The following is an 18,814-nucleotide window of genomic DNA, read 5'->3' as shown; positions in this document are numbered from 1 at the left end:
AGGAGGTGACGGTCTTGCGCATCGGCGAACTGGCCCGGCGGACCGGGGTGTCGGCCCGGGCGCTGCGCCATGACGAGAAGGCGGGCCTGATCACGTCGTCCCGGGCGGCCAACGGCTACCGGGTGTACGAGGAGGGCGCCGTCGCACGGGTGGCCGACATCCGGTACCTGCTGGACGCCGGGCTCACCCTGGACGACGTGTCCGCCTTCCGCTCCTGCCTGGACGGGGACATGCCCTCGGTCCCGCCGTCCGCCCGCGGCCTGGAGATCGCCCGCGAGCGGCTGGCCGTGCTCGACGCGCGGATCGCGGCGCAGACCGCGGCCCGCGACCGCCTGGCGAAGGCCCTGGGGGCGGAGTCCGTCAGGACGTGAGACCGGCGGCCACGACCGGACCCGTCTCCGGATCCGCCCCCGATTCCGACCCCGACCCCGATTCCGGGCTCGACCCCGACTCCAGGACCGTCCCCGCCCGTTCGAGTTCCGCGCGGCCCGACGCGATCGCCTCCCCCAGCGTCAGTTCCCCGGCCGCGAGCGCCCGGCACGTCGCCGCGTCGGTCCGCAGCCGGGCGCCGGGGGACTCCGCCGGACCGTCGCCGTACGCGACGTCGCCGTCGGCCCCGACCCGTACGTGGAACACCCCTTCGTCCAGGGTGACCTGGACGACCCCCGCGCCCTGCTCCGCGAGCGCCCCGAGGAGCGGGATCGCGTACCAGTGGGCGCGCACGGCGTCGGTCGGCCGCGGCTCCCCCAGGTCGGGCGCCCCCCACGCGGCGAGGGCGCGCAGGACGGGCAGCAGCTCCCGGCCGCGCGGGGTGAGTTCGTACACGGACGCCGAGGCGGGCGGGGGCAGTCGGCGTCGGGTGACGAGCCCGGCGCCCTCCATGTCCTTGAGGCGGCCGGCCAGCATGTCCGTGCTGACGCCGGGCAGGTCGGCGTGGAGGTCGGTGTAGCGGCGCGGCCCGGCGAGGAGTTCGCGGACGACGAGCAGGGTCCAGCGGTCGCCGACGAGGTCGAGGGCGCGCGCGGCGGCGCAGTGCTGGTCGTAGCTGCGGCGTGTCTGACGTGGCATGCGACGCAGTCTAGACATGTCGTTGGACTTTCCAAGCTCGAACTTGGTAAAACCAAGCAGCAACGAGCGGTGCTGATTCCGGGAACTGGGGAGGTCGGACATGGAGTTCCGGCAGTCGAGCAAGTTGAACGAGGTCTGCTACGAGATCCGCGGCCCGGTGATCGAGCACGCCAACGCCCTGGAGGAGGCGGGCCACAGCGTCCTGCGCCTCAACACGGGCAACCCGGCCCTCTTCGGCTTCGAGGCGCCCGAGGAGATCGTCCAGGACATGATCAGGATGCTCCCCAAGGCCCACGGCTACACCGACTCGCGCGGCATCCTCTCCGCCCGCCGCGCGGTGGCCCAGCGCTACCAGGCCATGGGCCTCCCGGAGGTCGACGTCGACGACGTCTTCCTCGGCAACGGCGTGTCGGAGCTGGTCTCCATGGCCGTGCAGGCCCTCCTGGAGGACGGCGACGAGGTCCTGATCCCGGCCCCCGACTTCCCGCTCTGGACGGCCGTCACCACCCTCGCGGGCGGCAAGGCCGTGCACTACCTCTGCGACGAGTCGGCCGACTGGTACCCGGACCTCGACGACATGGCGTCGAAGATCACCGACCGGACCCGGGCCGTCGTGATCATCAACCCCAACAACCCCACCGGCGCGGTCTATCCGAAGGAGATCGTCGAGGGCGTCCTCGACCTCGCCCGCCGCCACGGCCTGATGGTCTTCGCCGACGAGATCTACGACCAGATCGTCTACGACGAGGCCGTCCACTACCCGGCCGCCTCCCTCGCCGACGACCTGGTCGTCCTCACCTTCGGCGGCCTCTCCAAGACCTACCGGGTGGCGGGTTTCCGCTCCGGCTGGCTGGTCGTCACCGGCCCGAAGCGGCACGCCGCGAACTACCTGGAGGGCCTGACCATGCTGGCCTCCATGCGCCTGTGCCCCAACGCCCCCGCCCAGTACGCCATCCAGGCCGCGCTCGGCGGACGCCAGTCGATCCACGAGCTGACCGCCCCGGGCGGCAGGCTGCGCGAACAGCGCGACCGCGCCTGGGAGAAGCTCAACGAGATCCCCGGCGTCTCCTGCGTGAAGCCGAAGGGCGCCCTCTACGCCTTCCCGCGCCTCGACCCGGCCGTGCACAAGATCCACGACGACGAGAAGTTCGTCCTCGACCTGCTGCTCCGGGAGAAGATCCAGGTGGTCCAGGGCACCGGCTTCAACTGGCCGCGCCCGGACCACTTCCGCATCCTCACCCTGCCGTACGCCGACGACCTCGACGCCGCGATCAGCCGCATCGGCCGCTTCCTCGGCGGATACCGGCAGTAGCGGACACGGGCGGTGACGCCCGCCCTCCCGGCTGTCATGATCAAGGGGTAGAGCGGTCGAGGGAAACGGGAGGGCTGCCGGTCATGGACGCCGCACTGATAGCCGTGGCGGGGACCCTGCTGGGTGTCGTCTTCACGCACTGGTTCCAGGGGCGGGCCGCCGAGCGCACGGCCTCGCTCGCCCGGTCCGAACAGCTCCGGCAGGAACGGATCGCGACCTACAGCGCCTTCGCCGGCGCGGTCGTCGACTACCGGCACAGCCAGAACGACCGCTGGTTCCGGGCGGCCGAGGAGCCCGGTTCGGAGGAGGCGGAGGAGTCCCGCTACGCCTCCTACCGGCAGCGCACCGCCGCCCGGCAGGCCCTCTTCCGCGTCCAGCTGGTCTGCGACGACCCCGAGACCCGGCGCCTGGCGGAGAAGGCCTTCGAGGAGACCCACTGCATGCACGAGGCGGTGGGGACCGCGGACCGCGCCCACCGCTCCGAGCGGGCGAAGGAGGCCCTCGCCCTGTTCGTCGCCGCCGCCGCGCCCGGCGTCCGCTGACGGGGGCGGACGTGGACCTCGTCGCGCCGGTCGTCGTCGAACCGCTCAGGCGCCGCCGCTGCTCGGAGTGCCACCGGGGACCGCTGGAGCGGATGATCCTGGAGTTCAACGCACCGGTCTGCCTGGACTGCGCCGACCTCGGACACCTGGTCTTCCTGCCCCGGGGCGACACGGCCCTCACCCGCCGCGCCCGCGAGGGCAGCACCCTCTGGGCGGTGGTGGTACGGCACAACCGGCGCCGCACCCGGTACGAGCGCCGGGGCCTCCTCGTCGAGGAGGCGGCGCTGGCCGGGGCGGAGCGGGCCTGCCTGGCGGACGCGGAGGCGCGCGCCAGGCGGCGGGCCCGGGACGCGGAGCGGCGCGCGGCCCTCGACACCGAGGTCACCGCGGCCCTCCGGGCGGAGATCCTGCGGCTCTTCCCGTCCTGCCCGGTGGACCGGGCCGACGAGATCGCCGCCCACGCCTCGGCGAAGGGCAGCGGGCGGGTGGGGCGCACGGCCGCCGGCCGCTCGCTCGACCGCGGCGCGGTGACCGCCGCGGTACGGGCCGGCGTACGGCACGTCGACACCCCGTACGACACCCTGCTGATGCGGGGGGTGCCCCGTCACCAGGCCCGGACGAGGGTCGCGCCCGCCATCGAGGCGGTGCTCCGGGCCTGGCGGGGCGGCGGCGGGGACGCGCGCGGCTGACGGCTCGGGCGTCCGTGCGCGCCGGTCCCGCCGCGCGGGCCGTTCCCTCAGGCCCGGTCTCCGGCGCGGCGGGCGCGACGGTACAGCAGGGCGCCGCCGAGGAGCAGCGCGGCACTTCCCGAAGCGGCGTAGCCGAGACCGTCCGACGAACCGGTGTGGGCCAGCTCGACCTCGCCCGTCTCGCCCTGCGGCGCGGGGGCCGGGGCGGGCACGGGGGCGGGCGGCACGCTCTGCGGGGCCGGGATGTTCCGCACGGGGGTCTGCGGGCGCGGCGTCGGCTTCTCGATCGGCTGGGCCGGCTTCCCGGGGCCGTTGACCGCGGTGTTGCCGAAGGCCGGGTTGCCGATGCCGACCACGTTGACCGAGTTCCCACTGACGTTCACGGGGACGTCGACGGGCAGCTGGAGGCCGTTCCCGGAGAGCACGCCGGGCGATCCCTGGGCGTGGCCCTCGGCGGTGGAACCGCCGCCGTTGGAGGAGCCGCCGCCCTGGGACCCGCCGCCCTGAGACCCGCCGGCCTGCTCCCCGCCGCGCGGGGTGCCGGGCTCGTCCTTGTGGGAGTGGGGGCGGCCGTCGTCGTCCGAGCCGTAACCGGTCGGCCCGTCGGAGACGTTGGCGCAGCTGTTGCCGAAGGCCGGGTTGAGCAGCCCCACGACGTTGACCGTGTTGCCGCAGACGTTGACCGGCACGTGCACCGGCAGCTGAACCGTGTTGCCGGAACCGACTCCCGGCGAACCGACCGCGGCGCCCTGGGCGCCGGCGTCTGCGTGCGCGGCGCCCGCCGAGAGGGCGAGCGCCCCGCCCGTGACCAACAGTGTGGCCAGACCACTTCGGCGAATCTGCCTCATGGCTTCCTGCCTTCCGGAGGTGTGCACGGGCAGTCGCCCGTACCCGAATCAACGCGGCGGACGTACGCGCCGGATCCGGCCCCCGGAGGGTTTCACCCCAACGAGTGGGGCCTGTTCGAGTGTGGGACCGTCCGGGGGCTCGTCCGCCGGGCCGGTCGCGGGGTCACCGTCCGAGGAGGCCGTCGAGCGTGTCGACGGGGTCGGGGCCGGGGTGGCCGCGCGGCCACCAGTCCTCGCGGTCGGCGTCCGACTCGTAGCCGTACCAGAGGCCGTCCCGGCCGAGGCGGAGCTGGAGGGACCTGGCGGAGAGGCGGTTGCGCCAGGGGCGGAAGGCGGGGAGGCCGGCGGCGAGCAGCGCGGGTCTGGCCCGGTCGAACGGGCCCGCCGGCGGGTCCCACGCCTCCTCCAGGACCGCGAGGCCCTCGGCGCCGCCCTGCCGCCAGGCGGCGACGGCGCGGGCCAGGTCCGTGGGGGTGCGGTCGAGGGCGTGGGCCAGGCCCCGGTAGAGCGCGCGGGTGGAGGCGGTGAGCCCGGAGCCGGGGTGCGCGGCGGCGAGCCGGACCGCGTCCTGCCAGGGGGTGAGGGCGGCGACCGGGTCGAGGCCGGTGGCGAGGAGGGCGTGGGCGCGGGCGGCGGCCTCGGTGGCGAGGAGGTCGAGCGCGAGCGGGTCGGGGGCGGCGGGATCGGGCGGGAAGACGGCCGGGCGGCCGGGCCGGTCGGGGAGCGGCAGCGGGGCGGGCAGCGGCGGGAGCCCGGCCCCGGCGGCGTCGAGGGCGGTACGGGCGGGGACGGTGGGCATCGGGGGCGCGGCGGCGTCCGTCTCGGCGGCGGACCGGGCCGCGTTGCGCCGGGTCAGTTCCGCGAGGAGCTCCTGCTCGCCGCGGCCGCGCATCAGGAAGAGGACGAACGGGTCCTCGTCGAGGAGCCGCGCGGCCTGGTAGCAGAGGGCGGCGGCGTGCTTGCAGGGATAGCCGTCGTCCGGGCAGGAGCAGTCGGGGACGAGGTCGCCGGGCGCGGGCAGCAGCCCGGCGACCGCCTCCAGGGCGTGCGGCACGTCCTTGTCGAGGAGGGCGGCGATGTGGTCGGGGCGCGCGGCGGCCCCGTCGAGGAACTCCTCCCAGCCGTCGTCGCCGAGGGTCCGCATCCGGATCTCGGTCCGGTACGGGCGGGGCCGGCTGCCGTGGACGTAGGCGACGACCCGGCCGGGGGTGACCGTGAGCGCGTCGACGTGGCCGCGCCGGGCGTAGGCCTTGCCGCGGGCGAGGCGGGCCGGGTCGAGGGCGGTGTCTTCCAGGGCGTCGACCCAGGCGTTTCCCCACCAGGTGGCGGCGAACCGCCCGTCGGGGGCCTCGCGGGGCGCGACCTGCGGGAAGGAGCGGCGGCGGTCGTCGTGGCGGGGGGCGGCCGCGCGCGCGGCCCGGGCGCGGTTCACGAGGGCCTCCGGAGGGACACCAGGTCGGCGAGCTCCCGGTCGGTGAGTTCGGTGAGGGCGGCCTCGCCGGAGCCGAGGACGGCGTCGGCCAGGGCCCGCTTGGCGCGGAGCATCTCGGAGATGCGGTCCTCGACCGTGCCCTCGGCGATCAGCCGGTGGACCTGCACCGGCTGGGTCTGCCCGATGCGGTAGGCACGGTCGGTGGCCTGCTCCTCGACGGCCGGGTTCCACCAGCGGTCGTAGTGGATCACGTGGCCGGCCCGGGTGAGGTTGAGGCCGGTGCCCGCGGCCTTGAGGGAGAGCAGGAAGACGGGGACCTCGCCGTCCTGGAAGCGGTCGACCATCCGCTCCCGCTCGGCCACCGGGGTGCCGCCGTGCAGGAGTTGGGCGGGGATGCCGCGCGCGGCCAGGTGGTCGGCGAGGAGCCGCGCCATCGACACGTACTGGGTGAAGACGAGCACGGACCCGTCCTCGGCGAGGATCGTGTCGAGGAGCTCGTCGAGGAGGGCGAGCTTCCCGGAGCGGCCGGCGAGGCGGGCGGTGCCGGGGCCGCGCGGGACCTCCTCCTTGAGGAACTGGGCGGGGTGGTTGCAGATCTGCTTGAGGGAGGTCAGCAGCTTCATGACGAGGCCGCGCCGGGCCATGCCCTCGGACTCCTCGATCCGCGCCATGGTCTCGCGGACGGTCGCCTCGTAGAGGGAGGCCTGCTCCCGGGTGAGGGGGACGGGGTGGTCGGACTCCGTCTTGGGCGGCAGCTCGGGGACGATGCCGGGGTCGGACTTGCGGCGGCGCAGCAGGAAGGGCCGGACGAGCCGGGCGAGCCGCTCGACGGCCTCGTCGTGCTCGATCTCCTCGTGGTTCTCCACGGCCCGCGCGTGCCGGGAGCGGAAGGCCTTGAGCGGTCCGAGGAGGCCGGGGGTGGTCCAGTCGAGGAGGGCCCACAGCTCGGAGAGGTTGTTCTCCACGGGGGTGCCGGTCAGGGCGACCCTGGCGGGCGCGGGGATCTCGCGCAGCGCCCTCGCGGTCGCGGAGAACGGGTTCTTGACGTGCTGCGCCTCGTCGGCGACGACCATCCCCCACTCGTGCGCGGCCAGCCGGGCGGCGCTGGTGCGCAGGGTGCCGTAGGTGGTGAGGACGAAGCCGCCCCCGGCGCCGTCCAGGTCCCGGTCGGCACCGTGGAAGCGCCGCACGGACACGTCGGGGGCGAACTTCCGCACCTCCCGCTGCCAGTTGCCGAGCAGGGACGCCGGGCAGACGACGAGGGTCGGGGCGCGGCGGGCGCGGCGCAGGTGGAGGGCGATGAGGGTGACGGTCTTGCCGAGGCCCATGTCGTCGGCGAGGCAGCCGCCGAGGCCGAGCGAGGTCATCAGGTCCAGCCAGGCGAGGCCGCGGAGCTGGTAGTCGCGCAGGGTGGCGGTGAGGCCGGGTGGGGCCTGCACCTCCTCGGGTCCCGCCAGGAGCCGGTCGCGGAGGGCGGCGAGCGCCCCGACGGGGACGGCGGGGACGGTCTCTCCGTCCACCTCGGCGGTGCCGGTGAGGGCGACGCCGAGGGCGTCGACCGGTTCGAGCAGGCCGAGCTCCCGCTTGCGGGCCTTGCGGACCAGGTCGGGGTCGACGACGACCCACTGGTCGCGCAGGCGCACGACGGGCCGGTGGGCCTCGGCCAGGAGGTCCATCTCGCGCTCGGTGAGCGGATCGCCGTCGAGGGCCAGCTGCCAGTCGAACCGCAGCAGTTCCTCGCTGTCGAAGAAGGAGGTGCCGTCGGTCGCGGAGCCGGGTGCGGCGAGCGCCGGGCGGACGACGGCGGAGGCGCTGAGCGAGCGGGCCAGCTCGCGCGGCCAGTGGACGGCGACCCCGGCGTCGGCGAGCCGGGCGGCGGCGGGGCCGAGCAGCTCGTACAGCTCGTCCTCGGTGACGGCGAGGACGTCGGGCACGTCCCGCTCCAGGAGCCGGGCCAGCGGGGGCCAGACCCGGGCGGCGCGGCGCAGGGCGAGGACGGCGTCGATCCGGGCGCGGGGGCCGAAGTGCTCGCCCTCCCCCGTCCACAGGGCGGTGGCGTCGATGACGAGGGTGGGGTCGGCGAGGCTGTGGACCTGGAGGAGCGCGGCGGCCGCGTGGCGCTCGCCGCCGTCGCGGCCGCTCTTCCCTCCGTGCTCCTCGCCGTCCGTCTCGCCGGGGGCGCCGAGGTCGAAGAGTTCGTACGCCGACAGGTCGAGGCGGAGCGAGACGCGGACCCCGGCGTCCATCCCGGCCGCCGCCTCGGCGGCCCAGGCACGCGCGCGGGGCAGGTGCTGCGGGGCGCGGGCCGCGAACGGCGCCCCGGCCGCGTGGACGGCTGCCGGGGTGCGGGGCAGGGTGTCGGCGACGGCGTCGAGGAAGGCGCGGACGAGGGCTTCGGGCTCGGGCAGCCGCAGCGGTCCGCGGCCGGGGACGGGCACGGCGTGGGCCTCGGCCGGCAGGGCCGCGGCGACGGCCCGCAGGTGGGCGATGTCGTCGGCGTCCAGGGGCCCGGCCCGCCAGGCGTCCAGGTCGTCGGCGGTGAGTCCCGGCAGGATCCGTCCCCGGGCGGCCAGGTGCAGGGCGTGCAGGGCGGCGGCGCCCCAGCCGGCGGTGGCGGGGTGGGCGGCCGGGTGGTGGCGGGCCGCGACGAGGTGGGGCAGGGCGGCCTCGATCGGGAGGGTGACGGCGGGGACCTCGCGGCTCCGGGCGCCGCCGCCGTGCCGCCGGGCGACGGTCAGCTCGACGCGCTCCGCGCCGGCCACCGTCCCCGGGTCCGGCAGCGCGCCGCCGTCGGGGGCCCAGAAGGCGACCCGGCCCTCGCGGGGAAGGGCGGCGGGCAGGAAGACGGCCGCGCCGGTGGTCCAGGTGTGTGTCACGGCTCCGCTCTCCTCCCCCGGCCGTCCGCCGCGCGTCGGTGCTCGGACGAACTCCGACGTGGATCTACGACCTTACGGGCGGGGTCTGACAACCGGGTCCGGCGACGGGTCCGACCGCGGGTCCGGCCGTGGTCGCCGGGGGTTCCCCCGGGCGGCCCAGCAGCGGATGACACGGGGAGCGGCGGGCGGGAGGGTGGGCCTGGACCGGGGTCGGGCCCCGGGGGCGCCGCCCAGCGCGGCCCACCGCCGTCCGCCGCCGTCCGCCGTCTTCGCCCGACAGAAGAGGAACCGCCATGTCCGTTCGCCGGCGTCTCACGACCGCCACCGGGGCCGTGCTGCTCACTCTCGCCGTCGCCGGCTGCTCGGGCCTCGGCCGCACCGCCGTGGGCACGATCGAGTACGAGACGGAGCGCGAGGTGGGGGTGATGGTGACGAGCCCCTCGGTGAAGGGCTGCCACCGCCTGGCACCGTCCGGCGCGACCAGGGTCGAGAACAACACCCTGGTGGACATCGTGCTCTACCCGACCCGCGACTGCCGGGGCAAGGATTCCACCTATCTGCCGGCCAACACCGGGGAGCACATCGTCCCGGACACCCTGCCCTGGCGCAGCTACAGCGTCATCCACTAGGACACCGGGGCGCGGGGGCCGGGCCCGGCTCCCCTCTTAGGGTTCGCCCGGGGAGGGTCACGGGTCCATCCTGGAAGTGTCCGGGGAACCTCTCACGGAAGACGTGGCCGTCATGCGGACCGGGAGCGAGCCGGTGACCGCGCGCAGTCCCTTGCGGATGCGGTTCTGGCTGAGTGTGTGGGGGCTGCTGTGGGCGGCCTTCGGCACGGTCGCGTTCGCCCTGGCGGGCCGGCCCGGCTGGGCGGCGGCATGCGGGGTGCTGTTCCTGGTGGTCCTGGTCGACCTGGCCCTCGTGGTGCGCCGCATGCGGCAGGGACCGCACTGGCAGCCGGGCCGGGACGTCCCTCCGTACGACCCCGACCGCGGCGGCGGAAAGCGCTGAGCGCCGCCCGCCCCCGTACGCCTCGGTCCCGTATCCCACGACCCCGTATCCCACGACCCCGTACGCCTCGGTCCCGTACGTCTCAGTTCTGCGAGTCGAAGCCCGCCGCTTCCAGGTACTCCGGCTTGGGGTCGAGCGCGGCGGCGAGGCGGAAGTGCCGGGTGGCCCGGTCGGTCTGGCCGGAGCGCTCGAAGGTGCGGGCGAGGGCGAAGTGGGCGAACGCGTTGTCCGGCTCGCGCTCCAGGACCAGTTCGAATTCCAGCTGCGCGGGCCTCAGCTGGGCGGCGGCGAAGAAGGCCCGCGCGCGCAGGAGGCGCGCGGCCGTGTTCTCGGGGTGGGCGGCGATCACCGAGTCCAGCAGCTTCACGGCGCCCCGGGGGTCCCGCGCGGCCAGCAGGTGCTCCGCGGCACGGAAGTCGATGACGTGCGTTTCCGGATTGCTGTCGGCCACGATGGCATCCTTCCCCTCGTTCGGTGGTTGAACACCGGACCCGGGGGCCGCATTCCATCCGCCCCCCCGGGGCCTCAGGCGGAGGCCTCGGCCCGCCGGGCCAGTTCCTCCCAGACCTTCCGCACCTGCGGCTCCAGCTCGTCGAGCGGTCCGTCGTTGTCGATCACGAGGTCCGCGACGGCCAGCCGCCCCGCGCGCGTGGCCTGGGCCGCCATCCGGGCCCGGGCCTCGGACTCGTCCATGCCCCGGAGCCGTACGAGCCGGTCGAGCCGGGTCTCCGGGGACGCGTCCACGACCACGACCAGGTCGTAGAGCGGCGCGAGCCCGTTCTCGGTGAGCAGGGGGACGTCGTGGACGACGACGTCCCCGGCCCCCGCCCGGCTCTCCAGCTCCGCCGACCGGGCTCCGACCAGGGGGTGGACGATGGCGTTGAGGGTGGCCAGGCGGTCGGCGTCGGAGAACACGATGGAGCCGAGCTTCGGCCGGTCGAGCGCCCCCTCCGGGGTGAGGACGCCCTCGCCGAAGGCCTCCACGACGGCCGCGAGCCCCGGCGTGCCGGGCTCCACGACCTCGCGGGCGATCCGGTCCGCGTCGACGAGGACGGCCCCGTACGAGACGAACAGCCGTGACACTTCGCTCTTGCCGGCGCCGATCCCGCCGGTCAGGCCCACCTTCAGCATGAGCGGCAGCTTAGGGCCTGCCCCGGCGGGGCTACGCGTCGCCCTCCCGCTCGGCGAGGAAGCGCTCGAACTCGCGGCCCAGCTCGTCCGCCGACGGCAGGTCGGCGGGCTCCGCGACGAGGTTGCCGCGGGTCTCGGCCCCGGCCACCGCGTCGTACTGGTGCTCAAGGCCCTGCACGAGCGCCACCAGCTCCTCGTCGCCCTCGCCGATCTGGCGGTCGATCTCGGTCTGGGTGCGGCGGGCCTCCGTCCGCAGGGAGTGGGCGACGCCCGGGAGGACGAGGCCCGTGGCGGCCGTGACGGCCTCGAGCGCGGTCAGCGCCGCGTCCGGGTACGCCGAGCGGGCCACGTAGTGCGGGACGTGGGCGGCGACGCCGAGGGTGTCGTGGCCGGCCTCCGTGAGCCGGTACTCGACGAGGGACTCGGCGCTGCCGGGCACCTGGGCCTCGTCGAAGGGGCTGCGGTGGCCGGGCATGAGGTCGGTGCGGCTGCCGTGCGGGGTGAGCCCGACCGGGCGGGTGTGCGGCACGCCCATGGGGATGCCGTGGAAGTTGACGGCGAGGCGCACGCCGAGGCGCTCGACGATCTGCCGGACGGCGGCGGCGAACCGCTCCCACTCCACGTCCGGCTCCGGGCCGGAGAGGACGAGGAAGGGGGCGCCGGTGGCGTCCTGCACGAGGCGGACCTCGATGGACGGCGTCTCGTACGCGGTCCACCGGTCGCGCCGGAAGGTCAGCAGCGGGCGGCGGGCGCGGTAGTCCACGAGCCGGTCGTGGTCGAAGCGGGCCACCAGCTGGTGCGGAAGGGTGTCGAGCACCCGCTCGACGATCTGCTCGCCGGTCTCGCCCGCGTCGATGTAGCCGTCGAAGTGGTACAGCATGACGAGGCCGGCCGACTCCTGTGCCAGAGCCATGTCGACGACGGCCACGCCCTTCGGGTCCCATTCGTACAAATCCTGCGGATCAAGCACGATTACCGCTCCTCCTCGTGTTCTCTCTGGAAACGCGCCGGGCACCGCCGCCATTCCCCGGACGCGCGATCTTTCGGCGGGAACGACCCAACTCCGGCCACTGGTCCAGACCTTGACACGGTCAGGGCGGCTCCCTACCGTCTGCGGACAGCGTCGCGTTCAGGTTCTCGACCCCCGTGCACATACAGGAACACCCCCATTCCTGCTCCGGAAGGCATCCATGCGCACTCGAACGCTGCTCCTCCCCCTCCTCCCGGCGCTCCTCGCCGTCCCCCTCACGACCTCTCCGGCTTCCGCGGCGACCATCGAGGTCACGACCGCCGCCCAGCTGAAGTCGGCGCTCACCGCAGCGCGGCCCGGCGACACGATCCACCTCGCGGACGGCACGTACACCGGGAACTTCAAGGCGACCGCGCCGGGCACCGCGTCCGCCCGGATCACCCTGACCGGCTCCTCGCGCGCGGTGCTGACCGCCGGCGGCGGCTACGGGCTGCACCTCAACGGCGCCTCGTACTGGACGGTGGAGGGGGTCACGGTGACCGGCGGCCAGAAGGGGATCATGGCCGACTCCGCGCACCACGTGGTGATCGACGGGGTGACCGTGCACGGTCTGGACATGGAGGGCGTGCACTTCCGCAACTCCAGCAAGAACGGCGTCCTCAGGAACTCGCGGATCTACGACACCGGGAACGACGGGCGGGGCATGGGCGAGGGGGTGTACGTCGGCACCGCCAACAACCTCGGCGACAAGAGCGACGGCGCGCAGATCCTGGACAACGTGATCGGGCCGGACGTCGGCGGCGAGGGCGTCGACGTCAAGGAGGGCACGACCGGGACGAGGATCGTCGGCAACACCTTCGACGGGCGCGGGCTGACCGGCGCCAACTACGACGACTCCTGGGTCGACGTGAAGGGCAACGACGTCCTCGTGGAGGACAACACCGGGGTGAACACGACGAACAACGGCTTCGAGACCCACAGCCAGCAGAGCGGCTGGGGCTGCGGGACGGTCTTCCGCGGCAACCGCGCGAACCTGACGGGCGCGACCGGCCCGCAGCGGCTCGCGATCAACGTCACCAACCAGAGCGGCTCGTGCCGGACCACGGTGTACGCCTCGAACACGGTGACCGGCGGGAACGGCCTGACGAACATCGCCGTCACGCCCTGAGGAGGGGCTCCCCGCGGAGACCCTCCGCGGAGATCCTCCGCGGAGACCCTCTGTGGAGGCCGGAAGGGAAACGACCGAGGCCCGCTCCCCCGGAGGGGAACGGGCCTCGGTTTCGCTAGCGGCTAGCGCTCAGCGGAGAGCCTGTTCAGCTCTGGCCGCCGGCCAGCTTCTCGCGCAGGGCGGCGAGCGCCTCGTCCGACGCCAGGGCGCCGGAGTTGTCGTCCGACTCCGAGGAGTACGAACCACCCGAGATGCCCGCACCGGCGTTGCCACCGGCGGCCGGGGCGGCAGCGCCCTCGGCAGCGGCGGCCTCGTCGGCCTCGCGGGACTTGATGACCTGGGCCTGGTGCTGCTCGAAACGAGACTGCGCCTCGGCGTACTGGGTCTCCCAGGCCTCGCGCTGGGTCTCGAAGCCCTCGAGCCAGTCGTTGGTCTCGGGGTCGAAGCCCTCGGGGTAGATGTAGTTGCCCTGGTCGTCGTAGGACGCGGCCATGCCGTACAGGGTCGGGTCGAACTCGACCGACGCCGGGTCGGCACCGAAGGACTCGTTGGCCTGCTTCAGCGAGAGGCTGATGCGGCGGCGCTCGAGGTCGATGTCGATGACCTTGACGAAGATCTCGTCGTTGACCTGGACGACCTGCTCCGGGATCTCCACGTGGCGCTCGGCCAGCTCGGAGATGTGGACCAGACCCTCGATGCCCTCGTCCACGCGGACGAACGCACCGAACGGAACCAGCTTGGTGACCTTACCCGGGACGACCTGACCGATCTGGTGGGTCCGGGCGAACTGCTGCCACGGGTCCTCCTGCGTCGCCTTCAGCGACAGGGAGACGCGCTCGCGGTCCATGTCCACGTCGAGGACCTCGACGGTGACCTCCTGGCCGACCTCGACGACCTCGGAGGGGTGGTCGATGTGCTTCCAGGACAGCTCGGAGACGTGCACGAGGCCGTCGACGCCACCCAGGTCCACGAAGGCACCGAAGTTGACGATCGAGGACACGACGCCGGAGCGGACCTGACCCTTCTGGAGGGTCGTGAGGAAGGTCTGGCGGACCTCGGACTGGGTCTGCTCCAGCCAGGCGCGGCGGGACAGGACCACGTTGTTGCGGTTCTTGTCCAGCTCGATGATCTTGGCCTCGAGCTCCTTGCCCACGTAGGGCTGGAGGTCGCGGACGCGACGCATCTCGACGAGGGAGGCCGGCAGGAAGCCACGGAGGCCGATGTCGAGGATGAGACCACCCTTGACGACCTCGATGACGGTGCCGGTGACGATGCCGTCCTCTTCCTTGATCTTCTCGATGGTGCCCCAGGCGCGCTCGTACTGGGCACGCTTCTTCGAGAGGATCAGGCGGCCTTCCTTGTCCTCCTTCTGGAGAACAAGGGCCTCGATCTCGTCGCCGACCTTGACGACCTCGTTCGGGTCGACGTCGTGCTTGATCGAGAGCTCGCGGCTCGGGATGACGCCTTCGGTCTTGTAACCGATGTCGAGCAGGACCTCGTCCCGGTCGACCTTCACGATGACGCCGTCGACGATGTCGCCGTCGTTGAAGTACTTGATCGTCTCGTCGATCGCGGCGAGGAAGGCTTCCTCGTTACCGATGTCGTTGACCGCAACCTGCGGGGTGGTGGCGGTGGTCTCGGTGCTGCTCGTCATGTGGGAAAGGGCTCCGGTTACGGACAGAAAGTCGTAGGTACTGCTACGCCGAGAGCCCGTATCGCACCAAGAAGCCGGACAGCCAATGAAGCCCCCTGCCCGCGGACGGGAGGAGCCTCGAAAACCGAGGGGACATATACCAGGTACGAGCGCGGCCTGCTCCGTCTGAGGCACGCAGACCCGCAGCGCAACCTTTAGCATACGGAAGCAGCCGGACAGGGTCAATGCGCGAAGCGCGCACCCGGGGCAGATCCGCTCAACTCCGGCACCACTCATGTCCTTCCACGCCGTGTCGGCGTGGCCCGCCGCACGGCGGTACTGACGCGCAAACTACATCGGCGGACGAGATGAACCAAGAGTACGGACAGGAAGACGCGGTCGAAGGCGGGGCCGACGGGGCGGAGGCGACCCGGCGTGACGCGGGGGACGCGGAGAGCAGCCGGGCGAGCCGCGGATGGTGGGACCGGAACGCCGACGAGTACCAGAGCGAGCACGGCTCCTTCCTGGGCGACGACCGGTTCGTGTGGGGCCCCGAGGGGCTCGACGAGGCCGAGGTCGGGCTCCTCGGTCCGGCCGCCTCGCTGAAGGGGCTCGACGTCCTGGAGATCGGCGCGGGCGCCGCGCAGTGCTCGCGGTGGCTGGCGGAGCGGGGCGCGCGGCCGGTGGCGCTCGACCTCTCGCACCGGCAGCTCCAGCACGCGCTGCGGATCGGCGGCGAGGTGCCGCTGGTGGAGGCGGACGCGGGGGCGCTGCCGTTCCGGGACGGCTCCTTCGACCTGGCCTGCTCGGCGTACGGGGCGGTGCCGTTCGTCGCCGATCCGGTGCGGGTGTTCCGGGAGGTGCGCCGGGTGCTGCGGCCGGGCGGGCGCTGGGTGTTCTCGGTGACGCACCCGATCCGCTGGGCCTTCCCCGACGAGCCGGGGCCCGAGGGCCTCTCGGTCGCGGCCTCGTACTTCGACCGCACGCCGTACGTCGAGCAGGACGAGGAGGGGCGGGCGGTGTACGTGGAGCACCACCGGACGCTCGGGGACCGGGTGCGGGACGTGGTGGCCGGCGGGTTCCGGCTGGTGGACCTGGTCGAGCCGGAGTGGCCCGCCTGGAACAGCCAGGAGTGGGGCGGCTGGTCCCCGCTGCGGGGGAACCTGATCCCGGGGACGGCGATCTTCGTGTGCGAGCGGGCGGAACAGCCGAGTAGCCGAGTAGCCGAGTCGCGGAGTAGCCGAGTCGCGGAGTAGCGGAGTAGCGGAGTAGTCGAGTACGAAGTAGCCGAGCAGGAGGGCGAAGGCGTCGGCTTCGTCAGCGGCTTCGCTCCACCGGCGGTCTCGTCAGTCGTACTTAGTCGCACTTAGTCGTACTTATAGGTGGGCCCTGTGGACAACGGGGTCCGCCTTTTTCTTCCGCGTACGAGACTGAGTGCGTGATCCGAAACGAAGCGCTCGACCGCCTCCCCGTCCGCCACGCCGTCCCCGAGCTGCTCTCCGCACTCGCGGAGCGCGGCACGGCGGTGCTGTCCGCTCCTCCCGGCACCGGCAAGACGACGCTGGTGCCCCTGGCCCTCGCGGGGCTCATGGGGGACGGGCCGACGCGCCGGGTGCTGGTGGCCGAGCCGCGCCGGATGGCGGTGCGGGCGGCTGCCCGGCGGATGGCGTGGCTGCTGGGCGAGGAGGTCGGCGGCGCGGTCGGCTTCTCGGTGCGGGGCGAGCGGCGGACCGGTCCCGCGACCCGGGTCGAGGTGGTGACCACGGGCATCCTGCTGCAACGGCTCCAGCGCGACCCGGAGCTCGCGGGGGTCGACGTGGTCCTGCTCGACGAGTGCCACGAGCGGCACCTGGACGCCGACACGGCCATGGCCTTCCTGGTGGACGTACGGGCGACCCTGCGGCCGGAGTTGAAGCTGATCGCGGCCTCGGCGACGAGCGACGCCGAGGCGTGGTCGCAGCTGCTCACGGTGCTCGACGGCAGCGGACCCGCACCGATCGTGCGGAGCGAGGGGCAGGGGCACGGGTACGCGGTCCGGTTCGCCGCGCCGCCCGCCGGGATCAGGCCCGCGCACGGCACCTGGGTGGATCCGGCGCTGCTGCGCCATGTGGCGGCGACGGTCCGGCTCGCCCTGGAGTGGCACGAGGGCGACGTCCTCTGCTTCCTGCCGGGCACGGGGGAGATCGCGCGGACGGCGGGGCTGCTCGCGGACGTGGACGCCGAGGTGCTCCAGTTGCACGGACGGGCTCCGGCGGCGGTGCAGGACGCAGTGCTGCGGGGCGCCGGGGCGGACGGGCGGCGCCGGGTGGTGCTCTCGACGTCGGTGGCGGAGTCGAGCCTGACGGTTCCGGGGGTGCGGGTCGTGGTCGATTCGGGGCTCGCTCGGGAGCCCCGGACGGACCACGCCCGGGGGCTCGGGTCGCTGGCGACGGTGCCGGTGTCGACGGCCGCGGCGACGCAGCGGGCCGGGCGCTCGGGACGCGAGGCGCCGGGCGTGGTCTACCGCTGCTGGGCGGAGGCGGAGGACGGCGGCCGGGCGCGGTTCCCGTCGCCCGAGATCAGGATCGCGGACCTGGCGGACTTCGCGCTGCGGGCCGCCTGCTGGGGCGACCCGACGGCCGGGGGGCTCGCGCTGCTCGACCCGCCGCCGGCCGGGGCGATGGAGGCGGCCCGTTCGGTCCTCGGGTCGATCGGGGCCGTGGACGCGGCGGGCCGGGCCACGGAGCGGGGGGTGCGGATGTCCCGGCTCGGGCTCCACCCCCGGCTGGGCCGCGCCCTGCTGGACGGTGCGCCGGAGGTCGGGGTCCGGCGGGCCGCCGAGGTGGTCGCGCTGCTCGGCGAGGAGCCGCCGCGCGACTACGGGGACGACCTGGCGGCGGCCTGGCGGGCGGCCCGCCGGGGCGCGGACGGGTACGGCGCGCGGTGGAAGGCGGAGGCGCGCCGCCTGGAACGGGCGGCCGGCGAGGCGATGGCCGGGGGCTCCGGGGTCGGGGTCGACGGGGCGAAGGCCGGGGCGCGTGACGGTGCCGCGGCGGTGGGTGGGGAAGGTGAGGACGCCGTGGCCGGTCTGGTGACGGCGCTCGCCTTCCCGGAGCGGGTGGCCAGGGCCCGGGAGCAGGGTGGCTATCTGATGGTGTCGGGGAGCGGGGCGCGGCTCGCCGAGGGCTCCGGGCTGCGGTCCGCGCCGTGGCTGGCCGTGGCGGTGGCGGACCGTACGGCGCGGGACGCCACGGCGCGGGTGCGGCTCGCGGTGGTGGTGGACGAGGTCGCGGCGCGGCGGGCGGCCGGGCATCTGCGGTCCACCGGCGAGGAGGTCCGCTGGGAGGACGGGGACGTGGTCGCGCGCTCCGTGGACCGGCTGGGCGCGGTCGAGCTGACGGTCCGGCCCCTGGGCGCCGGGGCCGATCGCGCTCTGGTCCGGGAGGCGCTGCTCGACGGTCTGCGGCGGGAGGGGCTCGGGCTGTTGCGGTGGAGCCGGGAGGCCGGGGAGCTGCGCGAGCGGCTGGCGTTCCTCCACCGGGAGGTGGGCGGGCCGTGGCCGGACGTGTCGGAGGAGGGGCTGGTCGACCGGGCCGGGGAGTGGCTGGAGCCGGAGCTGTCCCGGGCCGGGCGCCGCGCCGATCTGGGGCGGATCGGCGCCGGTGAGGCCCTGCGGCGGCTGCTGCCGTGGGCGTCGGGCGAGGCGGGCCGGCTGGACGAGCTGGCGCCGGAGCGGATCGAGGTGCCGAGCGGATCGCGGATACGGGTGGAGTACGGGGGCGACCGGCCGGTGCTCGCGGTGAAGCTCCAGGAGATGTTCGGCCTGGCCGAGACGCCCCGGGTGGCGGGGGTGCCGGTGCTCGTCCACCTCCTCTCCCCCGCCGGGCGGCCGGCGGCGGTGACCGCGGACCTGGCGTCGTTCTGGCGGGACGGTTACCGCGCGGTGCGGGCGGAGCTGAGGGGGCGGTACCCGAAGCATCCGTGGCCGGAGGACCCGTCCGCGGCGGTGGCGACCCGGCACACCAGCGCGCGGCTCAGGGGGGAGCGGTGACCCCGGGGGCGCGCCGGGTGGCTCCGTAGTAGGGGCGGAGCGGGTCCAGTGAGGCGGGAGGGGCCCCGTGGGGAAGGACGGGTCCAGTGGGGCGGGAGGGGGCC

17 protein-coding genes are annotated in these 18,814 nt (G+C 74.4%); 9 read left to right on the top strand and 8 right to left on the bottom strand.

The window, feature by feature from the left end; genetic code table 11:
• The first annotated feature begins 14 nt into the window (after nt 1-14).
• Nucleotides 15-371, top strand: coding sequence for a MerR family transcriptional regulator (locus ADL08_RS31055; RefSeq protein WP_053648890.1), 357 nt, complete (start codon nt 15-17; stop codon nt 369-371).
• Here the strand turns inward: ADL08_RS31055 and ADL08_RS31050 are convergent.
• Nucleotides 361-1,068, bottom strand: a complete 708-nt coding sequence (locus ADL08_RS31050) for a winged helix-turn-helix transcriptional regulator (RefSeq protein WP_078968380.1) — start codon at nt 1,066-1,068, stop codon at nt 361-363. The two genes, ADL08_RS31055 and ADL08_RS31050, sit on opposite strands and share 11 nt — an antisense overlap.
• A 100-nt stretch (nt 1,069-1,168) precedes the next feature.
• On the opposite strand from ADL08_RS31050, the gene ADL08_RS31045 reads away from it, so the two are divergent.
• The 3 genes from ADL08_RS31045 to ADL08_RS31035 all read left to right on the top strand — a co-directional run bounded on the left by ADL08_RS31045 (nt 1,169) and on the right by ADL08_RS31035 (nt 3,611).
• Nucleotides 1,169-2,380: a pyridoxal phosphate-dependent aminotransferase gene (locus ADL08_RS31045; RefSeq protein WP_053648888.1), complete on the top strand. Its 1,212-nt coding sequence runs from the start codon at nt 1,169-1,171 to the stop codon at nt 2,378-2,380.
• Between the two features lie 83 nt (nt 2,381-2,463).
• A complete protein-coding gene (locus ADL08_RS31040; protein WP_053648886.1) occupies nt 2,464-2,922 on the top strand; it encodes a hypothetical protein in 459 nt (152 codons plus the stop codon).
• Nucleotides 2,923-2,933: 11 nt separating this feature from the next.
• A complete protein-coding gene (locus ADL08_RS31035) occupies nt 2,934-3,611 on the top strand; it encodes a DUF2293 domain-containing protein (protein ID WP_053648884.1) in 678 nt (225 codons plus the stop codon).
• A 47-nt stretch (nt 3,612-3,658) separates the two neighbouring features.
• Here ADL08_RS31035 and ADL08_RS39085 read toward each other — a convergent pair whose 3' ends face one another.
• The 3 genes from ADL08_RS39085 to ADL08_RS31020 form a co-directional block, all read right to left on the bottom strand.
• Nucleotides 3,659-4,459: a chaplin gene (locus ADL08_RS39085; RefSeq protein ID WP_078968379.1), complete on the bottom strand. Its 801-nt coding sequence runs from the start codon at nt 4,457-4,459 to the stop codon at nt 3,659-3,661.
• A gap of 163 nt (nt 4,460-4,622) precedes the next feature.
• Nucleotides 4,623-5,891, bottom strand: a complete 1,269-nt coding sequence (locus ADL08_RS31025) for an SWIM zinc finger family protein (protein WP_053648880.1) — start codon at nt 5,889-5,891, stop codon at nt 4,623-4,625.
• Nucleotides 5,888-8,767, bottom strand: a complete 2,880-nt coding sequence (locus ADL08_RS31020) for a DEAD/DEAH box helicase (protein ID WP_053648878.1) — start codon at nt 8,765-8,767, stop codon at nt 5,888-5,890. Before ADL08_RS31020 ends, ADL08_RS31025 begins: the two co-directional genes overlap by 4 nt.
• 293 nt (nt 8,768-9,060) lie before the next feature.
• Here ADL08_RS31020 and ADL08_RS31015 point away from each other — a divergent pair, with 293 nt between their 5' ends.
• Both ADL08_RS31015 and ADL08_RS31010 read left to right on the top strand, forming a co-directional pair.
• A complete protein-coding gene (locus ADL08_RS31015) occupies nt 9,061-9,396 on the top strand; it encodes a hypothetical protein (protein WP_053648876.1) in 336 nt (111 codons plus the stop codon).
• A gap of 112 nt (nt 9,397-9,508) precedes the next feature.
• Nucleotides 9,509-9,778, top strand: coding sequence for a DUF6343 family protein (locus tag ADL08_RS31010; protein WP_053648902.1), 270 nt, complete (start codon nt 9,509-9,511; stop codon nt 9,776-9,778).
• Nucleotides 9,779-9,860: 82 nt separating this feature from the next.
• Here ADL08_RS31010 and ADL08_RS31005 read toward each other — a convergent pair whose 3' ends face one another.
• The 3 genes from ADL08_RS31005 to ADL08_RS30995 form a co-directional block, all read right to left on the bottom strand.
• Nucleotides 9,861-10,229: a tetratricopeptide repeat protein gene (locus tag ADL08_RS31005; protein WP_053648873.1), complete on the bottom strand. Its 369-nt coding sequence runs from the start codon at nt 10,227-10,229 to the stop codon at nt 9,861-9,863.
• A 74-nt stretch (nt 10,230-10,303) separates the two neighbouring features.
• The gene (coaE, locus tag ADL08_RS31000; protein WP_053648871.1) at nt 10,304-10,909 is read right to left on the bottom strand and encodes a dephospho-CoA kinase; all 606 of its coding nucleotides are present in this window, start codon (nt 10,907-10,909) and stop codon (nt 10,304-10,306) included.
• Between the two features lie 31 nt (nt 10,910-10,940).
• The gene (locus ADL08_RS30995) at nt 10,941-11,879 is read right to left on the bottom strand and encodes a PAC2 family protein (protein WP_053648869.1); all 939 of its coding nucleotides are present in this window, start codon (nt 11,877-11,879) and stop codon (nt 10,941-10,943) included.
• A gap of 220 nt (nt 11,880-12,099) precedes the next feature.
• Between ADL08_RS30995 and ADL08_RS30990 the strand changes: the two genes are divergently transcribed.
• Nucleotides 12,100-13,047, top strand: a complete 948-nt coding sequence (locus ADL08_RS30990) for a right-handed parallel beta-helix repeat-containing protein (RefSeq protein WP_053648867.1) — start codon at nt 12,100-12,102, stop codon at nt 13,045-13,047.
• Between the two features lie 145 nt (nt 13,048-13,192).
• On the opposite strand, the gene rpsA is transcribed toward ADL08_RS30990, so the two are convergent.
• Nucleotides 13,193-14,701 (bottom strand): 30S ribosomal protein S1, encoded by a 1,509-nt coding sequence (gene rpsA, locus ADL08_RS30985; RefSeq protein ID WP_053648865.1) that lies wholly within the window; start codon nt 14,699-14,701, stop codon nt 13,193-13,195.
• Between the two features lie 347 nt (nt 14,702-15,048).
• On the opposite strand from rpsA, the gene ADL08_RS30980 reads away from it, so the two are divergent.
• Together ADL08_RS30980 and hrpB are read left to right on the top strand one after the other, a co-directional pair.
• Nucleotides 15,049-15,936 carry a class I SAM-dependent methyltransferase gene (locus tag ADL08_RS30980; RefSeq protein WP_053648863.1) on the top strand — a complete coding sequence of 296 codons (888 nt, stop codon included), beginning with the start codon at nt 15,049-15,051 and terminating at the stop codon, nt 15,934-15,936.
• A gap of 182 nt (nt 15,937-16,118) precedes the next feature.
• The gene (gene hrpB, locus ADL08_RS30975) at nt 16,119-18,710 is read left to right on the top strand and encodes an ATP-dependent helicase HrpB (protein ID WP_053648861.1); all 2,592 of its coding nucleotides are present in this window, start codon (nt 16,119-16,121) and stop codon (nt 18,708-18,710) included.
• The last annotated feature ends 104 nt before the right edge of the window (nt 18,711-18,814 follow it).

This window comes from Streptomyces sp. NRRL F-6492 (assembly GCF_001280125.1).
Lineage (GTDB): Bacteria > Actinomycetota > Actinomycetes > Streptomycetales > Streptomycetaceae > Streptomyces.
This window is presented reverse-complemented; position numbering and strand designations above follow the sequence as displayed.

Excerpts from the sequence above, each read along its gene's own strand:
- ADL08_RS31050 (WP_078968380.1), bottom strand. The coding sequence starts at position 1,068 with ATGCCACGTCAGACACGCCGCAGCTACGACCAGCACTGCGCCGCCGCG.
- ADL08_RS31045 (WP_053648888.1), top strand. The coding sequence starts at position 1,169 with ATGGAGTTCCGGCAGTCGAGCAAGTTGAACGAGGTCTGCTACGAGATC.
- ADL08_RS31040 (WP_053648886.1), top strand. The coding sequence starts at position 2,464 with ATGGACGCCGCACTGATAGCCGTGGCGGGGACCCTGCTGGGTGTCGTC.
- ADL08_RS39085 (WP_078968379.1), bottom strand. The coding sequence starts at position 4,459 with ATGAGGCAGATTCGCCGAAGTGGTCTGGCCACACTGTTGGTCACGGGC.
- ADL08_RS31015 (WP_053648876.1), top strand. The coding sequence starts at position 9,061 with ATGTCCGTTCGCCGGCGTCTCACGACCGCCACCGGGGCCGTGCTGCTC.
- ADL08_RS31010 (WP_053648902.1), top strand. The coding sequence starts at position 9,509 with ATGCGGACCGGGAGCGAGCCGGTGACCGCGCGCAGTCCCTTGCGGATG.
- coaE (WP_053648871.1), bottom strand. The coding sequence starts at position 10,909 with ATGCTGAAGGTGGGCCTGACCGGCGGGATCGGCGCCGGCAAGAGCGAA.
- ADL08_RS30990 (WP_053648867.1), top strand. The coding sequence starts at position 12,100 with ATGCGCACTCGAACGCTGCTCCTCCCCCTCCTCCCGGCGCTCCTCGCC.
- rpsA (WP_053648865.1), bottom strand. The coding sequence starts at position 14,701 with ATGACGAGCAGCACCGAGACCACCGCCACCACCCCGCAGGTTGCGGTC.
- ADL08_RS30980 (WP_053648863.1), top strand. The coding sequence starts at position 15,049 with ATGAACCAAGAGTACGGACAGGAAGACGCGGTCGAAGGCGGGGCCGAC.